The organism is Marinimicrobium agarilyticum DSM 16975, assembly GCF_000423345.1.
Lineage (GTDB): Bacteria > Pseudomonadota > Gammaproteobacteria > Pseudomonadales > Cellvibrionaceae > Marinimicrobium > Marinimicrobium agarilyticum.
Genome location: NZ_AUHU01000006.1, coordinates 81,682 through 103,827, shown reverse-complemented (window position 1 = coordinate 103,827; position 22,146 = coordinate 81,682). Strand labels below are relative to the sequence as shown.

Sequence of the window (22,146 nt, the reverse complement as noted above, 5' to 3'; positions counted from 1 at the left end):
TTGGCCGCCTGGCGGCGGCTAGCGGTCCGTGTTGCTGGGAAGCGGGGTCTCTTCGTTGCCCTCGACCGGTGTGTTGCTCGGTATGGGCAGGGGGTCCCCTTCGATGTTGGTGGGGACCAGGGGCGCTTCCTCTTCTTCCGTTTTCTGGGGCAGGCTGTCCTCGTAGCGGGTCATGACGTCGTCTTCAAAATAGACCGTCAAGTGACGCTCGCGCAGGGTGTTATCGCCGCGGCGCAGGGTGTAGTGGTAGTCCCAGCGGTCCTGATTGAACTCATCTTCCAGCAATGGGGTGCCGAGAACAAAGCGGACCTGGCGTTTGGTCATGCCGGTTTCGAGTTGTTCGAGCATCTCCTCGGTGATGATATGCCCCTGCTGTACATAGATTTTATGGACACCGGGGAACTGGAAATAGGAGCAACCCGTCAGGCTGGCAAATAAAACGGCGACCAGTGAGAGTTTGCTGGCTATTTTCATACTAGGGCTTCCACTTGGCAAAATGAACGGGGATAATACCCGATTGACATGAACACTGAGAAGGGTTTGGGGGTTAAATGGCCGAAGAGAACCAGGAACTGCGCAAAGTGGGGCTGAAAGTCACACTGCCTCGCGTCAAGATCTTGCAAATGCTGGAATCGTCTGACAACCACCATATGAGCGCCGAGGACGTTTACAAGGCGCTGATGGAGGCGGGTGACGATGTCGGCTTGGCCACGGTGTATCGGGTTCTGACGCAATTTGAAAGTGCCGGTCTGGTGGAGCGCCACAACTTTGATGGCGGTCACTCGGTGTTTGAGATCGCTCGTGGGGATCACCACGACCACATGGTCTGTGTAGACTCAGGTGAAGTGGTCGAGTTCCACAACGAGGAAATTGAGCGCCTGCAGCGGCAGATCGCCGAAGAACACGGTTATGAGCTCATGGATCATAACCTCGTTCTTTACGTGAAACCGAAAAAGAACCTTTAAAGCCGCTTCTGGTCGGAGAAGGCGCTTCTGCGCCTTCTCCGCGTCCTGCCTCAGGCGTCGCCTGCCGCCACCATCTCGCGGGCATGCGCCAGGGATTGTTCCGTTACCGTCATCCCGCCCAGCATCCGGGCAATTTCCTCGATTTTCGCTTCCCCGTCGAGCGCCACCAGGGTGGACTGGGCCGATTTCTTGCTGGCGGTCTTGGACACCTGCAGATGCTGGTGCCCCTTGCTGGCTACCTGTGCCAGGTGAGTGACGCAGAGGACCTGGCCTCCCTGGCCCAGTTGGCGGAGCAACCGACCGACCACATCGCCGGTGGCGCCACCGATGCCGACATCCACTTCGTCGAACACCAGAGTAGGCGTGGCTGATGTGCGGGCGGTGACCACCTGAATCGCCAGACTGACCCGGGAAAGTTCGCCCCCGGAGGCCACCTTGTTCAGTGAGCGCGCCGTCTGGCCCGGGTTGGTACTGATAATAAATTCGATCTCTTCCAGGCCGTGAGGCCCCGGTTTGCCTTCCGATGACTTCAGGCTGACTTCCAGGCGGGCGTTGGGCATGGCCAGGTCAGTCAGCTGTTGGTTGACGGCCTTGGCCAGCTTGGTGCTGGCGCTCTGGCGCGCCTTCGACAGTGTCGTGGCCACTTTCCGGTATGCGGCTTCGGCGGCTTGCGCCTGGCGCTCCAACTCCTCCAGGTGCTCATCCCCACCCTGAAGCTGACCCAGTTCCCGACTCAGCTCCTCAAACAGGCTGGTCAATTGTTCCGGCCCGATTCGATGCTTGCGCGCTACCTCGTAAATGGCGCTCAGACGCTCCTCTACCTCCCGCAGGCGCTCGGGGTCCAGATTGAACTGATCAATGTGGCGGTCCACCTCACGCTGGGCCTCGTCCACCTGAATCTGGGCGCTGTTGAGCAACTGCTCCGCCTCCTGCAGTGCACCGGATTTTTCCGGCATATCGCGCAGCAGGTGCAGCGCCCGGTGGAGCATTACGCTCAGGCCCTGATCGTCATCGGCACAGAGCGCGGCCAGTTCATGGCTTGAGCGCAAAATCTCCTCGGCGTTGGCCAGGCTGCGCTGCTCGGCTTCCAGCTCGTCCAGTTCGCCCTCGGCGAGGTTCAGTTGTTCCAGTTCTTCCACCTGGTAGCTCAGTAGTTGGAAGCGGGCGCTCATCTCCTCGGCGTTGTCGCGCAGTTGCTCAAAAGCGCTGCGCCGCTCCTGCCAGAGGCGGAAGGCCTGGCGGACCTGGGCCGCCAGTTCGCTCTGACCGGCATACTCGTCCAGCAACTGGCGATGGGTGTCCTTGCGCAACAGAGACTGGTGCTCGTGCTGGCTGTGAATGTCGATCAACATCTCGCCCAATTGCCGCAACTGCTGCAATGTGACCGGCCGGCCATTGATAAACGCTTTGGAGCGCCCCTCGGCGGTGACGACTCGGCGCAGCAGGCAGTCGCCGGGCATCTCTTCATCCAGAAGCTCGTGCTCTTCCAGCCACTGGCGGGCATTGTCGATGTGACGGATGTCGAAGCTGGCGTGAATATCGGCCCGTTTGGCGCCGGCCCGGACCCGTTGGCCGTCCGCCCGGTCACCCAGGGTCTGGGCCAGAGCGTCCAGCACAATGGACTTGCCCGCGCCGGTTTCGCCGGTGATCGCGGTCATGCCCGGCTTTATGTCCAGGTCGAGTTGGTCGACCAGCGTGAAATTGCGGATGCTGAGGTGCGTGAGCATAAAGACCCTCACAAAGCGAGAGAATAGTCTGTGTTTTTATACAGTAAAAACGCGGGTTCGGCTAGGGTCTGGGCTGGAAATTTTGCGAGGTCGCCAATGCGGCCCTTGAATCCCCTGTCGACAGCCCCATATAGGAGCCACATTCTTATTCTGCAGCCTCGGGCTGCCACAGTAAACGACAACGGAGATCAGCGTGGCTAACGAAGACAAGCGCGAAGCACAAGAGCCGGTTGGGGATGCTGCCGAGGCGCAGGCAGCCGATACCGAGGTGCCTGAAGGCCAAGAGCAGGCCGGCGGTGAAGAGACAGTTGAAAGCCTCAAGGCGACGATTGAGTCCTTGAACGCCGCGATGGACGCGGCCAAGGAGCAGGTCCTTCGTTCCCAGGCGGAGGCCCAGAACGCCCGTATCCGAGCCGAAAAAGATGTGGAAAAAGCCCACAAGTTCGGCCAGGAAAAACTCCTTCAGGACCTGCTGCCGGTGGTGGACAACCTGGAGCGGGCTCTGGCGTCAATGGACCGTGACAACGCGGACTTCAAGTCCGTGATTGAAGGGATTGAGTTGACCCACAAATCGTTTGTGGACGCTCTGGCCAAGTACAACGTGGAATCGGTCGATCCGGCGGGCGAGCCGTTTGATCCGGAGCTCCACCAGGCCATGACCATGGTGCCCAACCCTGATGTGGAGCCCAATACCGTGATTGAGGTGTTCCAGAAAGGCTACACCCTGAACGGCCGTCTCGTGCGGCCCGCGATGGTGGTCGTCTCAAAAGGGGCGGAGTAAGGCTTCAATGGTGTGGCGCGCCCTTGAAAACGCCGCAGACGCACCAATAAAGACAGTAACTCAGATTGCAAATTGCAAAGCCGGTTCCGGAGAGCGGACCAGAGTTCGGAGAGGGACCGGTAAAACACACGACAGGCGATGGCCTTCAGGGCTCGCCAACGGAAAGAACACTTAGGAGACGTTTCATATGAGTAAGATTATTGGTATTGACCTGGGGACCACCAACTCCTGTGTATCCATCATGGAGGGCGGTAAGTCCAAGGTCATCGAAAATTCCGAAGGCGATCGCACCACCCCGTCGATTGTGGCCTTTACCAACGACGGTGAGATCCTGGTCGGCCAGAGCGCCAAACGCCAGGCGGTCACCAACCCGCACAACACCCTGTATGCGGTGAAGCGTCTGATCGGCCGTAAGTTCAAAGACGATGTCGTGCAGAAAGACATCAAAATGGTGCCCTACAAAATTGTCGAGGCAGACAACGGGGATGCCTGGGTCGAAGTAAAAGGCGAGAAAAAGGCACCGCCCCAGATTTCCGCCGAAGTTCTGAAGAAAATGAAGAAAACCGCCGAAGACTATCTCGGCGAAGAGGTCAAGGAAGCGGTCATTACCGTTCCGGCCTACTTTAACGACTCCCAGCGCCAGGCCACCAAAGACGCGGGCAAAATTGCCGGTCTTGATGTGAAACGCATCATCAACGAGCCGACCGCCGCTGCTCTGGCTTATGGTATGGACCAGAAGAAAGGTGACCGCACCATCGCCGTGTACGACCTCGGTGGCGGTACCTTCGATATTTCCATCATTGAGATTGCCGATGTCGATGGCGAGCACCAGTTCGAAGTGCTTTCCACCAACGGTGATACGTTCCTCGGCGGTGAGGACTTTGACCTGCGCCTGATTGATTATCTGGCGGCCGAGTTCAAGAAAGAGCAGGGCATCGATCTGCACAACGATCCGCTGGCCTTGCAACGCCTGAAAGAAGCGGCCGAAAAAGCCAAGATCGAACTGTCTTCCAGTCAGCAGACCGAGGTCAACCTGCCGTACATTACGGCCGATAACACCGGGCCCAAGCACTTGGTGGTCAAGCTGACTCGCGCCAAACTTGAGTCTCTGGTGGAAGAGCTGGTCAACCGCTCTCTGGAGCCGGTCAAAACCGCCATTGCCGACGCCGACGTATCAGTTAACGACATCAGCGATGTGATTCTGGTGGGTGGTCAAACCCGCATGCCCATGGTTCAGAAAGCGGTAGCCGACTTCTTCGGGAAGGATCCGCGCAAAGACGTGAACCCGGATGAAGCGGTTGCCGTGGGTGCTGCCATTCAGGGCGCCGTTCTCGCTGGCGATGTGAAGGACGTGCTGCTGCTGGACGTAACGCCGCTGACCCTGGGTATCGAAACCATGGGTGGTGTGGCAACGCCGCTGATCGAGAAGAACACCACCGTGCCGACCAAGAAGTCGCAGGTGTTCTCTACCGCGGAAGACAACCAGAACGCCGTGACCATTCACGTGGTTCAGGGCGAGCGCAAACAAGCGTCGCAGAACAAGTCTCTGGGTCGTTTTGATCTGGCCGACATTCCGCCCGCACCGCGCGGTATGCCGCAGATCGAAGTGACGTTCGATATTGACGCCAACGGTATCCTGAACGTCGGTGCGAAAGACAAGGGAACCGGCAAAGAGCAGTCGATCGTGATCAAGGCTTCTTCCGGTCTATCCGAGGATGAGATCGAGCAGATGGTCAAGGATGCGGAAGCCAATTCGGAAGCGGACAAGAAGTTCGCCGAGACCGTCAACGCCCGCAACTCTCTGGAAGGCCTGATCCACGCCACCCAGAAAACGGTGAAGGACGCCGGCGACAAGGCGACCGAAGAAGAGAAATCGGCGATCGAGGCCGCCATCAAAGAGGCCGAGGAGGCGGTTCAGAGCGAAGACAAAGACGCGATGGAAGCGGCCACCAGCAAGTTGACCGAAGCCTCCAGTTCACTGGCTCAGAAGCTCTATGCCGAGCAGCAGGGCCAGGGTGGCGGTGAAGCTGGCGCTGACGCCCAGCAGGGTGAAGCCAAAGGCGAAGACGGTGCCGTTGACGCCGAGTTTGAAGAAGTGAAGGACGACGAGAAAAAGTAAGTCCTGCGCGGGTTCAAACTGGCCCTGAAAATGAGACGGTATCAACAAATGCGGGCTTGCCCGCATTTGTTGTATCAGTGGTAATTGACAAAAAAGCGACTGAAGCATGGCAAAACGCGACTACTACGAAGTGCTGGGCGTCTCTAAAGACGTGTCCGCCGCCGAACTGAAGAAGGCCTATCGTCGAGTGGCGATGAAACATCACCCGGACCGCAATCCCGGCGATAAGGCTTCGGAAGACAAGTTCAAAGAGGCGAGTGAAGCCTACGAAGTGCTCTCCGATGCGCAGAAGCGCGCAGCCTACGACCAGTTCGGCCACGCCGGCGTGGATCAGAGCGGCGGTATGGGCGGAGGCGCTGCGGGAGCGGGCGGCTTCGGCAGCTTCAGTGATATTTTTGGAGATGTTTTCGGCGATATCTTTGGCGGAGGCGGCGGCCGGCGCGGCGGCCCCAGCCGGGGTGCGGACCTTCGCTACAACCTGGAGTTGAGCCTGGAAGATGCCGTTAGAGGTACCAGCGTGCAGATCAAGGTTCCGACGCTGGTGGCTTGTGATACCTGTGATGGCAGTGGTGCGAAAAAAGGCAGCTCTCCGAAGACCTGTACCACCTGTGGCGGTATGGGACAGGTGCGGATGCAGCAAGGGTTCTTCTCGGTTCAGCAGGCCTGCCCTACTTGTCGGGGCAAAGGTACCATCATCACCGATCCCTGTGGCAGCTGTCATGGCCAGGGTCGCAAAGAGCAGACCAAGAAGTTGTCGGTGAAAGTGCCGGCCGGTGTGGATACCGGGGACCGCATCCGGTTGTCTGGTGAAGGTGAAGCCGGTGCCGAAGGCGGTCCCGCTGGAGACCTTTACGTGGAGGTTCACGTTAAACGTCACGAGATCTTCGAGCGTGACGGCGCTGATCTTTTCTGTGAAGTCCCCGTCGACTTCGTCGATGCTGCTCTCGGCGGCGAGCTCGAAGTGCCCACCCTTGATGGGCGAGTCAAACTGAAAGTGCCTGCTGAAACCCAGACCGGCAAGCTTTTCCGCCTGCGTGGCAAGGGCGTCACACCGGTTCGCGGCGGCCCGCGCGGTGACCTGATGTGCCGGGTTGTGGTGGAAACGCCCGTGGACCTGACTCACAAGCAGAAAGACCTTCTGAAAGAGTTTCAGTCCACGATGAAGGGAGGCAAAAACTCGCCTCGCCAGAGCAGCTGGTTTGATGGCATGAAAAACTTTTTTGGGGATATGAAGATCTGACTCTATAGGTCTTCAGCCAGAAGAGTGGAGACTGAGCCCCGGCACCAGAGCGGTGTCGGGGCTTTTCTATATAAAAATACTTTTCCCTTTGAATTTTTCGGTTTATAGTGGTCGAATCGACTTCAAGCCGCTCAATAAATCATATATATCTTTACCAATATAAACGCCCAGCGGTAGAGATATGGCGTGGCTAATGCCATAATCGGTTCACCCGGTTGGCCGTCGATTCGCCTGTGTTGACGGCAAAACCAATCGCAAACGGCAATGTGGGTGCCGAGCTGGCCGCTCGGTCTGAAGCACACTCTCGGCACCTGGTTAATAAACCCACCAGACAGATGGGAGACAATAATGAAGACGATGAAAGGGCCCGCGCTATTCCTGGCCCAGTTCGCCGGTGATGAAGCACCCTTCAACAGCCTTGAGAACGTATCCAAGTGGGCCGGCGGCCTGGGCTTCAGAGGCATCCAGATTCCCTCTTGGGACAAGCGCCTGTTCGACCTGGAAAAAGCGGCGGAAAGCCTCGATTACTGCCAGGAAGTGAAAGACACGCTTGCACGCTACGGACTGGAGCTTACCGACCTGTCGACCCACCTGCAGGGTCAGCTGGTGGCGGTGCATCCGGTCTATGATGAAATGTTCGACGGTTTTGCCCCGCCAGAGCTGCATGGCAAGCCCGACGAACGGCAGAAGTGGGCAGTGAATCAACTGATGCTGGCGGCCAAGGCCAGTAAAAACCTGGGTCTGACCACCCATGGGACCTTTTCTGGCGCTCTCTTGTGGCCCTTTATGTACCCTTGGCCCCAGCGCCCAGCAGGCCTGGTGGACACGGGGTTCAAAGAGCTGGCCAAGCGCTGGTTACCGATCCTGGATGCGTTCGATGAGGCGGGCGTGGACCTGTGCTACGAAATCCATCCCGGTGAGGACCTGCATGATGGTGCCACTTTCGAGCGCTTTTTGAAGGAAGTGGACAATCACCCTCGCGCCAATATTCTTTACGACCCCAGCCACCTGGTCCTGCAGAATCTCGACTATATCGGCTTTCTCGAGCGCTATATCGATCGCATCAAGATGTTCCACGTCAAAGACGCCGAGTTTAATCCCAGCGCTAGACAAGGTGTTTACGGCGGTTACGAAGGCTGGGTCGAGCGCGCCGGTCGCTTCCGCTCTCTGGGCGATGGCCAGACCGACTTCAAGCGTATCTTCTCTATTCTGACCGCCAATGGTTTCGACGGCTGGGCTGTGATCGAGTGGGAGTGCGCCCTGAAACACCCCGAGGCAGGGGCGGAAGAAGGTGTGAAATTTGTCAACGACCATATCATCCGGGTCACCGAGAAGGCCTTTGACGATTTCGCCGGTGGTGATGCCGATGAAGCGAGCAATCGCCGTATTCTGGGCTTGGGAGGTAAATGATGGCTGATGCACGAGTTCGCCTGGGAATGGTGGGTGGTGGCCAAGGTGCCTTCATCGGCGGTGTTCATCGTATCGCCGCGCGCATCGATGACCGCTACGAGCTGGTCGCGGGCGCCCTGAGTTCCAAGCCGGATGTGGCCAAGGCTTCCGCCGACGAGCTGCACATCGCACCGGACCGCTCCTACGCGTCCTACGAGGAAATGTTTGAAGCTGAAGCCAAGCGCGATGATGGTATTGAGGCGGTCGCCATTGTGACCCCCAACCATATGCACTTTCCGGTCGCCAAGGCTGCACTGGAAGCCGGCATCAATGTCATTTGCGACAAGCCGGTGACCCGCACTCTGGAAGAAGCACTCGAGCTTGAGCAGATTGTGGCCAAGAGCGATGCCTTTTTTGCATTGACCCACAACTACAGCGCTTACCCGCTGGTCCGTTACGCGCGGGAAATGGTCGAGCGGGGCGACTTGGGCAACATCCGCCTGATTCAGGTGGAGTACCCTCAGGAATGGCTGACCCAGGCGCCGGATGCCGACAACAAGCAGGCCGCCTGGCGCACTGATCCGAAGCGCTCGGGTAAAGCCGGTTGTCTCGGCGACATCGGTACCCACGCATTCCAGTTGGCCGCCTTTATTTCGCAGTTGGAGCTGGACTCGGTCAGCGCCGACCTGACGGCTTTCGTCCCCGGCCGCGAGGTTGATGACAATGTGCACGCCATGATGCGCTTCAAGGGTGGGGCCAAGGGTATGCTCTGGACCAGCCAGGTTGCGCCGGGTTGTGAAAACGGTCTGAAAATTCGGATTTTCGGGGACAAGGCCGGTCTCACCTGGGCTCAGGAAACCCCGAACGAACTGTGGCTGACGCCCCTGGCCGGCCATCATCAGCGCATCACCCGACGCGATGACAACCTCGACAGCGACATCGCCGTGCGCGGTATTCGCATTCCGTTCGGTCATCCGGAGGGTTATCTGGAAGCGTTTGCCACCTTGTACACCGATGTGGCCGACGTGCTGGTGGCCAAGCGCAAAGGCGAGCAGCACCCGATCGCGTCCTGGATCCCCGGCATTGAAACCGGCGTGCTCGGTATGCGCTTTATTCAGGCCGTACTGGACTCCTCCGAGGCCGATGGTCGCTGGACCCCGTTAAAATCCTGAGTACCACTGCTAGTAAGAAGGGGCGGCTATCCGCCCCGTTTGGTCTTGCCTTGCGGGCCTAAGTCCGCAAGGTGCGATAAAAATAATGAGGACGTGTTTTATGAGTACAGCCACCCTCGATGCCAATGGCATCAATCGTAAAAAGCTGTTTGCGGGCGCTTGTATGGCACTTTTGCCAACAGCGTTTTCATTCGCCCTTGTCAGTAACATTTTGATCCAATTGAAAACCGAGTTTATTCTGACCAACGCCAATGTGGGTTATATCGGCGGTGCCGCATTGTGGGGAATGGCGCTGTCGCTGTTGTTGCTTGGCCCGTTTCTCGAAAAGTTTGGTTTGAAAGCCTCTGCTATTGGAGCGTTTGTTTTTCACCTTCTGGGTGTCACCCTGTTTCTGGCCGCTGCACCACTGGCGGGCGACCCCTCCGGTTTCTGGGTGTTGTTTGCTGGCGCCATCGGTATGGGCATTGGTAACGGTCTGATTGAAGTGACGGGTAACCCGCTGACCGCGACGCTTTTCCCGGACAATAAAACCACCAAATTGAATCATTTCCATGCGTTCTTCCCCGGCGGCATGGTGTTGGGTGGTTTGCTGGGTTGGGGTATGGCGCAGGTCGGTGGTGGCCTCGGTCACTGGACCACCCAGATCGGGATTATTTACATTCCGATTGTGATTTATGGCTACATGCTGCTTTCGGAAAAGTTCCCCAAAACAGAGCTCTCCGAAGCGGGCATCTCCATGGGGGAGATGTTCAAGTACACCTTCACCCATCCGCTGGTTCTCCTGTTGATTTTCATCATGATGATCACCGTTTCTCTGGAGCTGGGGCCCATGCGCTGGATTCCCTCGGTTCTGGAATCTGCAGGCTTGCATGGCATGCTGGTGTTTGTCTGGATCACCGGTTTGATGGCGGTGCTTCGATTGTTTGCCGGCCCGGTGGTTGAGCGTCTGGCACCCACGGGTATGCTCTTCTGCGCGTCGATTCTGACGGCGTTGGGGTTGTTCATGTTCGCTACTTTCGAAACCGGAACCTTCAAATTGATGTTGGCTGCCACCGTGTTTGCGTTCGGTGTGGCGTTCTTTTTCCCCACCATGGTGGGCTTTATGAGCGAGCGCTTTCCGAGAGCCGGCTCCCTGGGCATCGTCTTGATGATCGGTGCAGGCATGGCCGCCTCCGGCTATCTGCAAGGGTTGATGGGCGGCATTGCCGACACCCACCTGCCCGAGGCGATGGACGAGCAAAGAGTGGTCCGCGTGATGGAAGAAGTCGAACAGCGCTACCCGGCATACGTCGCGCAGGCGGAAGCTGTCTCGGATGATCCCAGTGCGCTGGCCGATCTTGGCTATCGAGCCGCCGATGCGGCCAATGTGCTGGAGCACAACGAACGCGCCCTTGAGTATTACCGTGAGCATAATGCGTTGAACGGCCCGCTGACCGGTAACGCCCTGCGCGCGATTGTGGATGGTGGCTTGCCTCAAGAGGCCGAGTTGGCCTCGGAAGCCGGCGCGATCATTGGGCCTGCAGACAACTATGGCGGACGCATGGCATTCCGTTGGGTGATGCCCATTGCCTTGATCGTGGCGCTGTTTTTCGCGATCATGTACTGGCGTGACCGTCAGCAGGGGGGCTACCGTGCCGTCCGTCTGGACTCGGGTAAGCCCGGAGCCGGCGGCGCCTAGGCCAGTGGCATGAGATAAAATCTTGCTTGAACTGAAAAGAGGGCCTTAGGGCCCTCTTTTCAGTTCAATACTTGATTCGATTTTACCGTTTTATAGGAAGGGCCCGGCTCAAGGCTTTAGGGCGCCACGCAAAAAATGCTTCAGATAAGCTGCCAGCTCCGGTGTCATGGTACCCAAAGCACGCTTCTGCTCTTCGGTCATATGGGCGGCGGGATCCTCCTCGCTGAACAGATAGTGATCAAAAAACACCTGCCAGGCTTTGCGCTTCTCCAGTGGTAGATGGCGGATGGTCAACAGCCCGTGCACCAGCGCTTCAAACGGTGAGCCCGTATTGGGCACACCATACTCCCACCAGTAGTTGATCAGAACATTGAACGTGTCCAATGACTCCACCTGATGCCACCATAGCGATGGAATATACAGTGCATCCCCGGGGCCTAGTTCGGCTACCTGCGCGGTCTCCATGGCCTCGGCGAATTTTGGATAGCGCTCCAGGTCCGGTTGGTAGGGGTCAACCAGGCTGATGGGTTGGCCGGCCGGGGTCAGATCAATGGGGCCCACGTAGAGGTTTCGCACCTGCTCGGGTGGGAAGAGAGTGAACCGTCGATGGCCTGCCACGACGCAGGCTATGTTGTCCGAGACGTCGTAATGGGGCGGTATGGTCGTTCGATTGCCAATCCAGATGTTGGGGGGCACCCGTTCATCTACCAGATCCAAAGGGTTGTCACGCTCCAGGCCGGGGAGGGTCGTTGGAATGGCGGTCGCGCCGATGTAAAAGGCTGGGGCCGGGGCTTCGGTCTCCATGGAAGCCAAGCGGCCCATGGCCGCGGCAAAGTGATCCTTGCGCCGGGCGAAGTTGAAGCCCTGAAGGTCCTCGGTATAAAAGAAGCGCCCCCCAATCTCTGGTGAGCCCAGAAACAATTCAATGGGTTGGCCCTGACTAAAACCGACCAGATAGTCACGTAGCTGATCGCGAGAGTTGGCCCCGTGTTTTACCGCAGGCCAGCCCGCCACGTATTGTCGCAAAATGGCGGGTTCAAAGCGGGGGGCGATCTCGACCTGAAAATATTCAGGGGTGACATCGTGCCACTCTCGGACCGGGCGAGGTTTCAAGCTTGGGGAGGGCATAAACGCGCACTATTTCTCTTTGAACGGAAGTGGCTTTATACCTTATCAGAGAAGCCAGAGTCCAACAGCCCGCGAGGGCCGTTGGACAAAACGGCCGGGGGAGCGGCCAGTTGACCGCTCCCGGAGCAATAGCGCTACTGGTTGTTACAGGTGGTTTGACCGATGCAGCTCTGGTCGTTCTCCCAGCCCCAGCCTTCGCTCTGGTTTTGGCACACCGGATAGGAGGTGCCGTACCAGTTGCAAGTGGAGGAGCCGCCGGAGCTGCCGTCGGGCATTACACAGCTCTGGCCGTTTTCCCAACCCCAGCCACCGCCGGTGTCGGAGCTGGAGTCGCAGCAATAGGGGTAGCCGTTGGAGGCGGTCCCGCAGCTGTTGCCATCGGAGCTGCTGGAGCTGCCGGAAGAACCGCCTGAGCTGTTGCCAAAAATGCTCGCCTGACTGGCGGTATTGGCAATGCCATTGGTACCGTAGAACAGCTGGTTACCCCAACCGGTCAAGCTGCCACCATTGAAGTTGCTGACGATATCCAGAGACGACAGCTCGGAGCTGTTACCGGACCAGGACCAGCCCAGATACCCGTAGCCGTATTGTTCCGCCCGGGCCATGATAGCGTCGGCGGCAACGTAAGAGCCGTAATGATCGGCGGCAAATTCGCCTACAACCAGGGCGAGCCCCTGATTATTGAAAGACGACAGGTAGCTATTCACCGCACTGTCACTGTCGTACACCTCGTACATATGCACGCTGAAAATGACATCACCCTGAGGGTCGCTATTGATGACCTGCTGGGCGTTGTTGCGCATTATACCTTCCCAATCCTGTCCCCAGTTGGCGGCGTCGACCATCAGAGTGTGGTTTAACCCGGCATTGCGCAGCCGGCTAATGGCTTGTGTATGAGCATTGATCCAGGTACTGGCCGATGGGCCGTTGCCAAAGGGCTCATTGGCGATATTGATGATCACGTAATCTTCCTGGCCGTGAAGGGCATTCTGAATGTCGAGCCAATAATCGACGGCGCTGGAAACGGTGCCAGCGTTGCCTGACTCGCCGTAGCCGGTGGTGTCATGCACTTCGAGCACCGTGATCAAACCTTCGGCCTTGGCCCGGCTGATGATGTTGGCCACTTCCGATTCGGAGGTGCGGGTCCACTGGTCGCCGTTGCTCAGCACCACCCGGACGCTGTTGGCCCCGAGCGCGGCAATATCCTGTAGGGCTTGATCGGTCTGGCCCGTGAACCAGGCGTGGGGCACGTTAACCCCGCGCATTTTAAAGGTATTGCCGTTGCCATCGAGCACCTGGGTGCCGGAGACAGACATATCGGCGTGGGCGCCGGGGAGCCCCCAAAGGCTCAGCGTCATGAGTGCGATGGAAGCCGCGTTGCGAAGTAATGATTTCATAGAAAATGTCCTCGTTATTGTGGCCCCAAGGGCCTTTATAATAGGTGCGGTATTGATTGTTTTGGTAACCGGTTACAATAAAAAGATATGGTTCCGAACGAAAGCGGGCACAGCACGCAATAGTGCTACATCGTGCGTGTACCGCTAACTGACTGGTATACAGGGAGTTTCCTTAGATGAGCTCCACCCTGGGAGCTCGCAAGACGTCAGAGACGATTGGGAGTCAATGAATCCTTTTCGGCCAGTTCGCTATTATTTGTAACCGATTACAAAAAGGTTACCGGTTTGTCGGTGGTGGGGCAAGCAAGGGGTTAGCTTATTAGTGAATAGAAGCTTTGGGTTTTCATTAGCATTCCGAATGTTGAATAGTGTGCCGGTTAGCGTGAAGCGGGGTCTAGACGGGGCGCCCGCGCTTTAAAGTGTGCGCAGACGCTGGGAAATGGCCGCCTCGATTCCGGCGACATCCAACCCCTGATTGGCGAGTTGCTGCTTGGGAGTGTCGTGCTCGACGAACTCGTCGCGAAAACCCAGAGGCAGCCAAGCGGTGGTCACACCCTTGAGGGCCAGGTACTCGCTCACCGCCGAACCGGCGCCACCGGCGATGGCGTTTTCCTCCAGGGTGACCAGCAGGTCGTGGCTGGCGGTCATTTTGTCGATCAGCGCCGTGTCCAATGGTTTGACAAAGCGCATATCGCAAACGCTGGCATCGAGGGTTTCCGCCACTTCCAGCGCCGAGCGTAAAGAGGCGCCAAAGTTGAGAATGGCCACGGTCTTGCCTTGGCGGCATTCGCGCCCGCGGCCCAGGGGAAGAACGGTCATTTCCGGCTCGATGGTCACGCCGGGCCCGGTGCCCCTCGGGTAGCGCACCGCTGCTGGCCCTTCGTGGCACCAGGCGGTGTAGAGCAACTGACGGCACTCGTTTTCATCGCTGGGAGCGGCAATCACCATATTCGGAATGCAGCGCAGGTAGGTCAGGTCGAAGGCGCCGCCATGGGTGGGGCCGTCTTCGCCCACCAGTCCGGCCCGATCAATGGCAAAAGTGACATCCAGGTTCTGCAGAGCCACATCGTGAATCAATTGGTCGTAGGCCCGTTGCAGAAAGGTGGAGTAGATCGCTACCACCGGTTTTTGCCCCTCACAGGCCAGGCCCGCCGCGAGTGTAACCGCGTGCTGTTCAGCGATGGCCACGTCGTAGAAACGCTCCGGGAATTTCTGAGCGAAATCCACCATGCCTGAGCCCTCACGCATGGCTGGCGTGATGCCCACGATGCGCTCATCCAACGCCGCCACGTCACACAACCAGTCACCGAAGACCTTCTGATACTTGAGTCCCCCGGGCTTTTTGGGAGCGGGCTTGGGTTCGAGCTTGTTCAGCGCATGATAGCCTACGGGGTCTTCCTCGGCGGGGCCAAAACCTTTGCCCTTGCGAGTGATGATATGCAGCAGTTTGGGGCCTTTGACCTCCCGCAGATTGCGCAGGTAGCGCACCAGGCTGCCCAGGTCGTGGCCGTCGATGGGGCCTATGTAGTTGAAGCCCATTTCTTCGAACAGGGTGCCTGGGGACATGAAGCCCTTGAAGTGCTCCTCGGTGCGACGGGCGAATTCCCAAGCCGAGGGAATTTTGGTCAATACCTGCTTACTGCCCTCGCGCAGGGAGTTGTAAAACTTGCTGCCCCAGACTTTGGACAGGTAGGTTGCCAGACCGCCGACATTGGGCGAGATCGACATGTTGTTGTCGTTCAGAATAACCAGCAGGTCAGTGTCAGTGTGGGCGATGTGGTTGAGCGCCTCGAAAGCCATGCCCGCGGTCATGGCGCCGTCGCCGATGATGGCGGCGCATTTGCGTTCGCTCTCGGTCATGGCGCTGGCAATCGCCATGCCCTGGGCGGCACTCAGAGAAGTGCTGGAGTGCCCGACACCGAAGGTATCGTATTCGCTCTCCCCCCGTTTGGGGAAGCCGGCGAGGCCGCCGCCCTGGCGAATGGAGCCCATTCGATGGCGCCGGCCGGTCAGGATCTTGTGGGGGTAGGTCTGGTGGCCGACGTCCCATACCAGTCGGTCTTCCGGCGTGTGGTAAATGTAGTGCAGGGCGATGGTCAACTCGACGACGCCAAGCCCCGCGCCGAAATGCCCGCCGCTTTGGCCCACGGTATACAGAAGATAGGCGCGCAACTCATCTGCCAGGGGTGCCAGATCCTTTTCGCTCAACTCGCGCAGGTCGGCGGGGGTATCGATCCGGTCCAGCAGGGGAGTGTCGGGACGGCTTGTGGGGATTTCGTCAAACATGGGTCACGTCGTTATTGGAAAGGGGCCATTGTAGGGGGCTGAGTGGTGTCTGCCTAGCGTTCTGTCAGTGGTCTCGCTCGACAATGTAGCGGGCCAGCTCGCGCAGGGCGTCCGCGCCGGAACCAAAGCCTCCCAGAGCGTCCAGGCTTTGCTCCAGCAGTTCCCGGCCTTTGGCGCGCGCGTCCTCCAGACCCAGCAGGGACACATAGGTGGGCTTATGGCGGGAGACGTCGGCCCCCTGACGTTTGCCAAGGGTGCCGGTCTCGGCGGTCACATCAAGGATGTCGTCCTGCACCTGAAAGGCCAGCCCGATCGCTTCGGCGTACTCGATCAGGTTGGCCAACTGGGTTTCCGAGGCATTACTGGCACGGGCCCCCATGGTCACGCTGGCCCGGATCAGTGCGCCGGTTTTATGCCGGTGCATGCGCTCAAGCTCCTCAAGCGTGAGCTGACGATCCACGGCGCCCAGGTCGATGGCCTGGCCCAACACCATGCCAGTGGCACCCGAGGCTCGAGCCAGGTCGGAGATCAGCGCGACGCGCTGACCGGCGGCCAAGTCGTCACAGCCGGCCAGCAGCTCGAAGGCCAGGGTCTGCAGGGCATCGCCCGCCAGAATGGCGGTGGCCTCGTCATAGGCGATATGGCAGGTCGGGTGACCGCGGCGCAAGTCGTCATCGTCCATCGCCGGCAGGTCGTCGTGGACCAGGCTGTAAGCGTGAAGGCACTCCACCGACACCGCGACACAGTCGAGCGCCCGGTCCGGCTCGCGATTCAGAGCCGCGCCTGTGGCATAAACCAGAATTGGGCGGATGCGCTTGCCGCCACTGCCGAGGCTGTAGGCCATTGCGTCAGCCAGCGCCGGCCGCTGCGCGTCCGGCCGAGGCAGATAGTGGCTCAACAGTGGTTCAAAGCGCGACCGCCAAGGGCGCGCATAGCGATCGAATTCCGGGCTCATTAAGCGGGGTTCTCGCTATCCTCGGCGTTTTCCGCCATGGGCTGGAGAGTGATTTGACCCTGCTGCTCCATGAGCGTCTGCACCTGCTGCTCGGCGGCGCTGAGCCGCTCCTGGCAGTCCCGAGTGAGCTGGATACCGCGTTCGAACGCTTTCAGGGACTCTTCCAACGAGAGTTCGCCCTGTTCCATCTGGTTCACCAGCGCTTCCAGATCGCTGAGAGACTGTTCAAAGTCCACGGACTTCTTCTTCGTGGGCATGGCACACCTGTCAGTTGGGCCAGGCGGTCGGTGAAGTTTTCCATTCTCCGGCCGATAAAACCCTGGCGGGCTGTCTGTTTGGGGAAAGAACGCAATTATAAACGGACTGCTGCTAAGATGCAGGTTTATCCGTGTGTTTAACGCGGCAGCGGTTCGCCGTCTCATTACAGTGTGAGGAGTCACTCGTGGATTTAGCAACCCTCGTCGGTATTATCGGCGCGCTTGGCCTGATCATCGCCTCAATGGTCATGTCCGGGGATATTGGCATATTCATCAACGCCCCTTCGTTGTTGATTGTGGTTGGGGGCACGCTGTTTGCGGCCATGGCCAAATTCAGCCTGGGACAGTTTTTTAGCGCGACCAAGGTGGCGGGCAAGAGTTTCGTGTTCAAGCTTGAAGACCCGGCGGAGCTGATTGATGAGATTGTGGAACTGGCCGATGCTGCCCGCAAGGGGGGGCTGCTGTCGTTGGAAGGCAAAGAAGTCAGCAGTGATTTCCTGCAGAAAGGCATTCAGTTACTGGTGGACGGACACGATCCTGAGGTGGTCAAGGCCATGATGTCCAAAGACCGCTATCTGGCAGAGGAGCGCCATTCCCGCGGGGCCGCGATTTTCTCGGCCATGGGGGATGTGGCGCCGGCCATGGGGATGATCGGAACGTTGATCGGCCTGGTCGCCATGCTCTCCAATATGGAAGACCCCAAAGCGATTGGCCCGGCCATGGCGATTGCCTTGCTGACGACTCTTTACGGCACACTTCTGGCCAACGTGGTGTTTCTGCCCATCGCCGATAAGTTGCGGCTGCGGGCCGAGGAGGAAGTACTGGTGAAGAGCCTGATCATCGACGCGTTGCTGGCGATTCAGAGTGGTCAGAATCCGCGGGTGATTGACGCTATGCTGCGCACCTACCTGCCGGGTAAAAAACGCGACGTGACCGACCCCGGTGCGGCCTAGGAGGTAAGCGATGGACGATGAAGCGCCGCGCAAGAAAAAAGGGTCGGTTGGGCTTCCGGCCTGGATGGCGACCTTTGCCGACCTGATGGCATTGTTGCTGTGTTTCTTTGTGTTGCTCCTGTCTTTCTCGGAGATGGATGCCATGAAATTCAAGCGCCTGGCTGGGTCATTGGCGCAGGCTTTTGGGGTGCAGGCGGAGCTGCAGGTCAACGAGGTGCCCAAAGGAACCAGCGTGATCGCCCGGGAGTTCAGCCCCGGCAAACCGGAACCGACCCCCATCAACGAGATCTTCCAGAGCACCGAGGATCAGACCCAGATGAGCCTTGAAGTCTACTGTGCCGAGGAGTTTGACATCCAGCAGGGAGACCCCGAATACGATGATTCGGCGCGCCAGCAGCTGCAGCAAAGGCTGGAGGAGCTGGTAAAGGAAACCGAACAGGACGCCATGGCCCTCGCCCGTCGGTTACAACCTCAGATTTCAGCAGGCCAGATTGAGATCGAAACCCAGGGGCGCCAGATCATCATCCGCATCCGGGAGCAGGGCTCCTTCCGGTCCGGCTCGGCCGAGCTGGCGGAAGACTATTACGATGTCCTGGATGAGATCCAGGCGGTGTTGATGCTCCAGTCAGGGGGCATCAAGGTCCAGGGGCACACGGATGATATTCCCATCAACTCCCCCCGGTTTCGCTCCAACTGGGAGCTGTCGGCCGCGCGCGCGGTGTCGGTTGCTCACCGTCTGATGGAGGGGGACTACATTGACGAGGATCGCTTTCAGGTGACCGGTTTCGCCGATACCCGGCCCCTGGCCCCCAATGACAGCGCCGCCAACCGCGCCCGTAACCGCCGGGTAGAGGTGGTGATTCAGCAGGGGCTGGACGACGAACTGGACGAACAGGAGCAAGAGCTGCTGGAAGAGGAGGGGGGGAATATTCTGCGCGATATGGATATCACCCCGGAATATATGTTCGACTTGGAGCCGGAGGAGATCTTTTGATTTGTGAGATATCTCGCACAAACAATTCCGCCATTCGCCACTAGAGTACGCTCGGACCGAGCGGCATAATAGCTGGCAATGGACACAGGCACCGGACGCAAGGCATGGAACTGAACGGAAGCGCGCCAACCCGGCCCGGGACGGGCCCCATCCTGTAAGCGAATGACCCCCGCGATAACCCCCTATCGCGGGGGTTTCTTTTTTGTACAGGGATGTACTTACTGAAAATTGCTCCTGCATTTCCAGCACTTCCCCCATCCCTGGGGGGCGTATGCTGGGAAGCACAAGGATGTGCGAGAGCAGTATCGGTGCTGATGCCTCCCAAGCCCTTGGCCCTCCGCGCAATGTCGGTAATTTTCTGATCTAAACAACTAGAACTTTTGACATAATCGCGTCATAGTTAGGGTACAGAGTATCGGTACGTCGTCTACGCCGGTACGCGACCGGACGCTGGCGGTTTCAGACCGCGGTTAGTCGGCTTTCGTGAGCGCACCGAGCGGTCACTGGAGGTGTCGATGGAAGCACGTATTCTACGGCTCAATATTGCCGGTCAGCCTATTGAGTGGCTGAACTGGAAAGACGCGGTCTGTCTGTACGCACGGGACCTGGTTCGCTGGACCCATGGTGGCCACGTCCGACGGGTCTATGGAGGCCATTCCCGGATCACGGGCTTGCGAACCCAGATCGACCTACCGGCGATCATCGCCTGTGGCGGCAACCGACTGGCCCGAATGCGACTGGTTCCGCCGCTCACCAACGCGGCCCTGTTTGCCCGCGATCATCACCAGTGCCTCTACTGCGGTCGGTTGTTCGGACCGGATAACCTCTCGCGTGATCATGTGCATCCCATCAGTCGGGGCGGGCGAGACCGCTGGAACAACGTGGTCACCGCGTGCAAACGCTGCAATCAACACAAGGGAAACCAGCTGCTGTCCGAGCTCGGCATGGAGTTGCTGGCCCTGCCGTTCTGCCCGAACACAGCCGAATACCTGGCGTTGATCAATAGTGACCGTATTCGGGGCGATCAAATGGACTTTTTGCGGCCGCAGTTCTCCCGTCGTCGGGACTGGGCGGAAATGGCTTTGATGGTCTGACACCCTTAAAGGCTGGGCGGCCTCCCGGCCGTCAATCGATCACCTGCCCCCGATAGACCCGCTTTGGCCGGGGATTTTCTCCGTCTCTTTTCGGTGGTGCCTCCTCCAGCGTGACCTGTCCACGATACACTTTGGTGACCTGCCTGGGCCGTTTGGCGATCGCCTCATCGTGCTCGACGTCCGCCAGGGCGTGGTCCCAGGGGTCTCCCGCCAACTGCAGCAGTTCCTTTATCAGGGTTTGGCAGATAACGTCCTTACTGTTGCGGTGGTGCAGGACCAGTTCGTCCAGCAGTTCCGGGTTGGCCAGCTTCACGGCGGGCTTCATATCAGCGGGTACCCGCCGGCGAATTTCAAACACCAGTTCAATCATTGGCTTGGTGTACTGCATTCCAGTCTCCGGGCTAGAGAAGCGAAGGGCTCTGGAGTATTGCAAAAAGCCGGCCATTGACGCGGTGGATGAGAGTCGGGCTGATATTGGAGGTGGGAAGAGCTCCGGTCCGGGTCGAGGTAAAGCCTCCCGGGACACGCCATGAATACGTCCCTGTAGGCTCGCAACCGCGAATCCCGCGCTCTACGGTCCCGGGAGGCTTTACCTCGACCCGGACCTCAGTGCCACACGATCAAGCGTGGGGGAAGGTTAAAAGCAATCAGGGTTGCACCATCTTGGTGCTAAATGGCTCAATACTGCTCGCTTGGGCTCTCTATCCGCGCATAGACCTCGCTGCCGCCATCTTCTTTGAGGAGAAGGACGTCATAGGGCTCAAACCGCTCGCCCATTTCCATGCCGGGGCTGCCCACGGGCATCCGGGGCACGGCGAGTCCGAGGGCGTTTTCGGGCGGGTTGTCCAAAAAGCGCCGAACCAGCTTGGCCGGTACATGGCCCTCAAACACATAGCCCGCCTCGGAGACTCCCGTATGGCAGGAGCTGTACTCGGGCTTGATGCCTAGCTGCATCTTGATGGCCCGCATCTGCTGGGGGTGCTCGATGCTGGCATCGAAACCGGCCCCTTCGACATGGGTGATCCAGTCGGCGCAGCAACCGCAGGTCGGGCTTTTGTAGACCGTCAGGGTTGTCGCCTCGGGCGCATTTGCCGGTTCCGAGCTGGATTGGCTCGGTTCCGCCGCTGTGTCGGCCGTTTCACCGCAGGCCCCTAACGTCAGCAGCAGTGCCAGGGCGAAGCTCAAGTGAAGTGCTCGGGTCATAATCAATCCTCCAGGCGGTGATCCATGCTGCGCGAAGGCTGGGGGCAGCGGGTGTCACCGATGATTTTGGCGGGGACGCCCGCCGCGATTTTTCGGGGGGGCACCGATTTCAGCACGACACTGCCGGCGCCCACGGTGGCGCAGGCGCCGATCTCGATATTGCCCAGGATCTTGGCGCCCGCACCGATCAGCACGCCTTTGCGCACTTTGGGGTGACGGTCGCCACTTTCCTTGCCGGTGCCGCCGAGGGTGACCGACTGCATGATCGATACGTTGTCGTCCACCACGGCGGTCTCGCCGATGACGATGCCGGTGGCGTGATCAAACATGATGCCCTTGCCGATGCGGGCCGCCGGATGGATGTCCACCGCGAACACCACGGAAATCCGGTTTTGCAGGAACAGTGCCAGAGACTCGCGTTTGTGCTGCCATAACCAGTGTGCCACCCGGTAGGCCTGTAGGGCGTGAAAGCCTTTAAAATAGAGAAAAGGCGTGCTGGATGAGTCGCAGGCCGAGTCCCGTTCGTTGATCGCCAGCAGGTCGGCGCGGACGGCTTCGCCGATGGACGGGTCATCGCTCAGTGCTTTTTCAATCACCTCCCGCATCAGCATCGCCGGCATGGCGGGGCTGTCGAGCTTGTTGGCCAGGTGAAAGCTCAGTGCCGCTTCCAGCGTGTCATGGTTGAGAATGGTCGTGTGCAGAAAGCTGGCCAGCACCGGTTCGGTTTCGGCCTGGGCGCGGGTCTGCTGGCGGATCTCCTCCCAAACGGGGTCGCTGGTGACGGGGGCGAGCTGGGCGGTCATGGGCT

At 59.0% G+C, this 22,146-nt stretch carries 20 protein-coding genes; 10 read left to right on the top strand and 10 right to left on the bottom strand.

From position 1 onward, the window contains the following. Nucleotides 1-18 precede the first annotated feature (18 nt). The gene (locus G547_RS20585) at nt 19-474 is read right to left on the bottom strand and encodes an outer membrane protein assembly factor BamE (protein ID WP_051235032.1); all 456 of its coding nucleotides are present in this window, start codon (nt 472-474) and stop codon (nt 19-21) included. 77 nt (nt 475-551) lie between these two features. On the opposite strand from G547_RS20585, the gene fur reads away from it, so the two are divergent. After that, nucleotides 552-965 carry a ferric iron uptake transcriptional regulator gene (gene fur, locus G547_RS0107655; RefSeq protein WP_027329347.1) on the top strand — a complete coding sequence of 138 codons (414 nt, stop codon included), beginning with the start codon at nt 552-554 and terminating at the stop codon, nt 963-965. Between the two features lie 50 nt (nt 966-1,015). On the opposite strand, the gene recN is transcribed toward fur, so the two are convergent. Further along, nucleotides 1,016-2,692, bottom strand: a complete 1,677-nt coding sequence (gene recN, locus G547_RS0107650) for a DNA repair protein RecN (protein WP_027329346.1) — start codon at nt 2,690-2,692, stop codon at nt 1,016-1,018. Nucleotides 2,693-2,885: 193 nt separating this feature from the next. Between recN and grpE the strand changes: the two genes are divergently transcribed. The 6 genes from grpE (at nt 2,886) to G547_RS20580 (ending at nt 11,071) form a co-directional block, all read left to right on the top strand. Beyond that, complete coding sequence (gene grpE / locus G547_RS0107645) at nt 2,886-3,473, top strand: nucleotide exchange factor GrpE (protein ID WP_027329345.1); 588 nt, start codon at nt 2,886-2,888, stop codon at nt 3,471-3,473. A 187-nt stretch (nt 3,474-3,660) separates the two neighbouring features. Then, nucleotides 3,661-5,592, top strand: coding sequence for a molecular chaperone DnaK (gene dnaK, locus G547_RS0107640; protein WP_027329344.1), 1,932 nt, complete (start codon nt 3,661-3,663; stop codon nt 5,590-5,592). Between the two features lie 106 nt (nt 5,593-5,698). Further along, on the top strand, nt 5,699-6,832 hold the full coding sequence (gene dnaJ, locus G547_RS0107635) for a molecular chaperone DnaJ (protein WP_027329343.1): 1,134 nt from the start codon (nt 5,699-5,701) through the stop codon (nt 6,830-6,832). Nucleotides 6,833-7,180: 348 nt separating this feature from the next. Then, complete coding sequence (locus tag G547_RS0107630; RefSeq protein ID WP_027329342.1) at nt 7,181-8,242, top strand: sugar phosphate isomerase/epimerase family protein; 1,062 nt, start codon at nt 7,181-7,183, stop codon at nt 8,240-8,242. After that, nucleotides 8,242-9,393: a Gfo/Idh/MocA family protein gene (locus tag G547_RS0107625; RefSeq protein ID WP_036187646.1), complete on the top strand. Its 1,152-nt coding sequence runs from the start codon at nt 8,242-8,244 to the stop codon at nt 9,391-9,393. The genes G547_RS0107630 and G547_RS0107625 overlap by 1 nt, the downstream gene beginning before the upstream one ends. Before the next feature lie 100 nt (nt 9,394-9,493). Beyond that, nucleotides 9,494-11,071 (top strand): MFS transporter, encoded by a 1,578-nt coding sequence (locus G547_RS20580; protein WP_051235030.1) that lies wholly within the window; start codon nt 9,494-9,496, stop codon nt 11,069-11,071. A gap of 108 nt (nt 11,072-11,179) precedes the next feature. On the opposite strand, the gene G547_RS20575 is transcribed toward G547_RS20580, so the two are convergent. From G547_RS20575 to G547_RS0107595, 5 genes are all read right to left on the bottom strand, one after another. Then, a complete protein-coding gene (locus tag G547_RS20575) occupies nt 11,180-12,199 on the bottom strand; it encodes a cupin-like domain-containing protein (protein WP_036187644.1) in 1,020 nt (339 codons plus the stop codon). A 134-nt stretch (nt 12,200-12,333) separates the two neighbouring features. Next, nucleotides 12,334-13,596 (bottom strand): cellulase family glycosylhydrolase, encoded by a 1,263-nt coding sequence (locus tag G547_RS0107610; protein ID WP_036187642.1) that lies wholly within the window; start codon nt 13,594-13,596, stop codon nt 12,334-12,336. A 414-nt stretch (nt 13,597-14,010) separates the two neighbouring features. Beyond that, nucleotides 14,011-15,882 (bottom strand): 1-deoxy-D-xylulose-5-phosphate synthase, encoded by a 1,872-nt coding sequence (dxs, locus tag G547_RS0107605; protein ID WP_027329339.1) that lies wholly within the window; start codon nt 15,880-15,882, stop codon nt 14,011-14,013. Between the two features lie 64 nt (nt 15,883-15,946). Beyond that, a complete protein-coding gene (gene ispA / locus G547_RS0107600; protein WP_027329338.1) occupies nt 15,947-16,837 on the bottom strand; it encodes a (2E,6E)-farnesyl diphosphate synthase in 891 nt (296 codons plus the stop codon). Then, a complete protein-coding gene (locus G547_RS0107595) occupies nt 16,837-17,094 on the bottom strand; it encodes an exodeoxyribonuclease VII small subunit (RefSeq protein ID WP_027329337.1) in 258 nt (85 codons plus the stop codon). The genes ispA and G547_RS0107595 overlap by 1 nt, the downstream gene beginning before the upstream one ends. A 185-nt stretch (nt 17,095-17,279) precedes the next feature. On the opposite strand from G547_RS0107595, the gene pomA reads away from it, so the two are divergent. The 3 genes from pomA (at nt 17,280) to G547_RS0107580 (ending at nt 20,135) form a co-directional block, all read left to right on the top strand. After that, a complete protein-coding gene (pomA, locus tag G547_RS0107590) occupies nt 17,280-18,047 on the top strand; it encodes a flagellar motor protein PomA (protein ID WP_027329336.1) in 768 nt (255 codons plus the stop codon). A 10-nt stretch (nt 18,048-18,057) separates the two neighbouring features. Next, entirely contained in the window at nt 18,058-19,041 is a 984-nt protein-coding gene (locus tag G547_RS0107585) for a MotB family protein (RefSeq protein WP_027329335.1), read from the top strand. 515 nt (nt 19,042-19,556) lie between these two features. Further along, on the top strand, nt 19,557-20,135 hold the full coding sequence (locus G547_RS0107580; protein ID WP_036187640.1) for an HNH endonuclease: 579 nt from the start codon (nt 19,557-19,559) through the stop codon (nt 20,133-20,135). 31 nt (nt 20,136-20,166) lie between these two features. On the opposite strand, the gene G547_RS0107575 is transcribed toward G547_RS0107580, so the two are convergent. From G547_RS0107575 to cysE, 3 genes are all read right to left on the bottom strand, one after another. Next, on the bottom strand, nt 20,167-20,523 hold the full coding sequence (locus tag G547_RS0107575; protein WP_027329333.1) for a hypothetical protein: 357 nt from the start codon (nt 20,521-20,523) through the stop codon (nt 20,167-20,169). 290 nt (nt 20,524-20,813) lie between these two features. Then, nucleotides 20,814-21,338 carry a DUF411 domain-containing protein gene (locus tag G547_RS0107570; protein WP_027329332.1) on the bottom strand — a complete coding sequence of 175 codons (525 nt, stop codon included), beginning with the start codon at nt 21,336-21,338 and terminating at the stop codon, nt 20,814-20,816. Between the two features lie 2 nt (nt 21,339-21,340). Continuing rightward, the gene (cysE, locus tag G547_RS0107565; protein WP_027329331.1) at nt 21,341-22,141 is read right to left on the bottom strand and encodes a serine O-acetyltransferase; all 801 of its coding nucleotides are present in this window, start codon (nt 22,139-22,141) and stop codon (nt 21,341-21,343) included. Nucleotides 22,142-22,146: the final 5 nt, after the last annotated feature.

Bases quoted from the DNA above. Each gene is read 5' to 3' on its own strand.
- G547_RS0107575 (WP_027329333.1), bottom strand. From the start codon at position 20,523: ATGCAGTACACCAAGCCAATGATTGAACTGGTGTTTGAAATTCGCCGG.
- G547_RS0107610 (WP_036187642.1), bottom strand. From the start codon at position 13,596: ATGAAATCATTACTTCGCAACGCGGCTTCCATCGCACTCATGACGCTG.
- cysE (WP_027329331.1), bottom strand. From the start codon at position 22,141: ATGACCGCCCAGCTCGCCCCCGTCACCAGCGACCCCGTTTGGGAGGAG.
- dxs (WP_027329339.1), bottom strand. From the start codon at position 15,882: ATGTTTGACGAAATCCCCACAAGCCGTCCCGACACTCCCCTGCTGGAC.
- recN (WP_027329346.1), bottom strand. From the start codon at position 2,692: ATGCTCACGCACCTCAGCATCCGCAATTTCACGCTGGTCGACCAACTC.
- dnaJ (WP_027329343.1), top strand. From the start codon at position 5,699: ATGGCAAAACGCGACTACTACGAAGTGCTGGGCGTCTCTAAAGACGTG.
- G547_RS20580 (WP_051235030.1), top strand. From the start codon at position 9,494: ATGAGTACAGCCACCCTCGATGCCAATGGCATCAATCGTAAAAAGCTG.
- G547_RS0107580 (WP_036187640.1), top strand. From the start codon at position 19,557: ATGGAAGCACGTATTCTACGGCTCAATATTGCCGGTCAGCCTATTGAG.
- ispA (WP_027329338.1), bottom strand. From the start codon at position 16,837: ATGAGCCCGGAATTCGATCGCTATGCGCGCCCTTGGCGGTCGCGCTTT.
- G547_RS20585 (WP_051235032.1), bottom strand. From the start codon at position 474: ATGAAAATAGCCAGCAAACTCTCACTGGTCGCCGTTTTATTTGCCAGC.
- G547_RS0107585 (WP_027329335.1), top strand. From the start codon at position 18,058: ATGGACGATGAAGCGCCGCGCAAGAAAAAAGGGTCGGTTGGGCTTCCG.
- G547_RS0107625 (WP_036187646.1), top strand. From the start codon at position 8,242: ATGGCTGATGCACGAGTTCGCCTGGGAATGGTGGGTGGTGGCCAAGGT.
- dnaK (WP_027329344.1), top strand. From the start codon at position 3,661: ATGAGTAAGATTATTGGTATTGACCTGGGGACCACCAACTCCTGTGTA.
- G547_RS0107630 (WP_027329342.1), top strand. From the start codon at position 7,181: ATGAAGACGATGAAAGGGCCCGCGCTATTCCTGGCCCAGTTCGCCGGT.
- fur (WP_027329347.1), top strand. From the start codon at position 552: ATGGCCGAAGAGAACCAGGAACTGCGCAAAGTGGGGCTGAAAGTCACA.
- G547_RS0107570 (WP_027329332.1), bottom strand. From the start codon at position 21,338: ATGACCCGAGCACTTCACTTGAGCTTCGCCCTGGCACTGCTGCTGACG.
- G547_RS20575 (WP_036187644.1), bottom strand. From the start codon at position 12,199: ATGCCCTCCCCAAGCTTGAAACCTCGCCCGGTCCGAGAGTGGCACGAT.
- G547_RS0107595 (WP_027329337.1), bottom strand. From the start codon at position 17,094: ATGCCCACGAAGAAGAAGTCCGTGGACTTTGAACAGTCTCTCAGCGAT.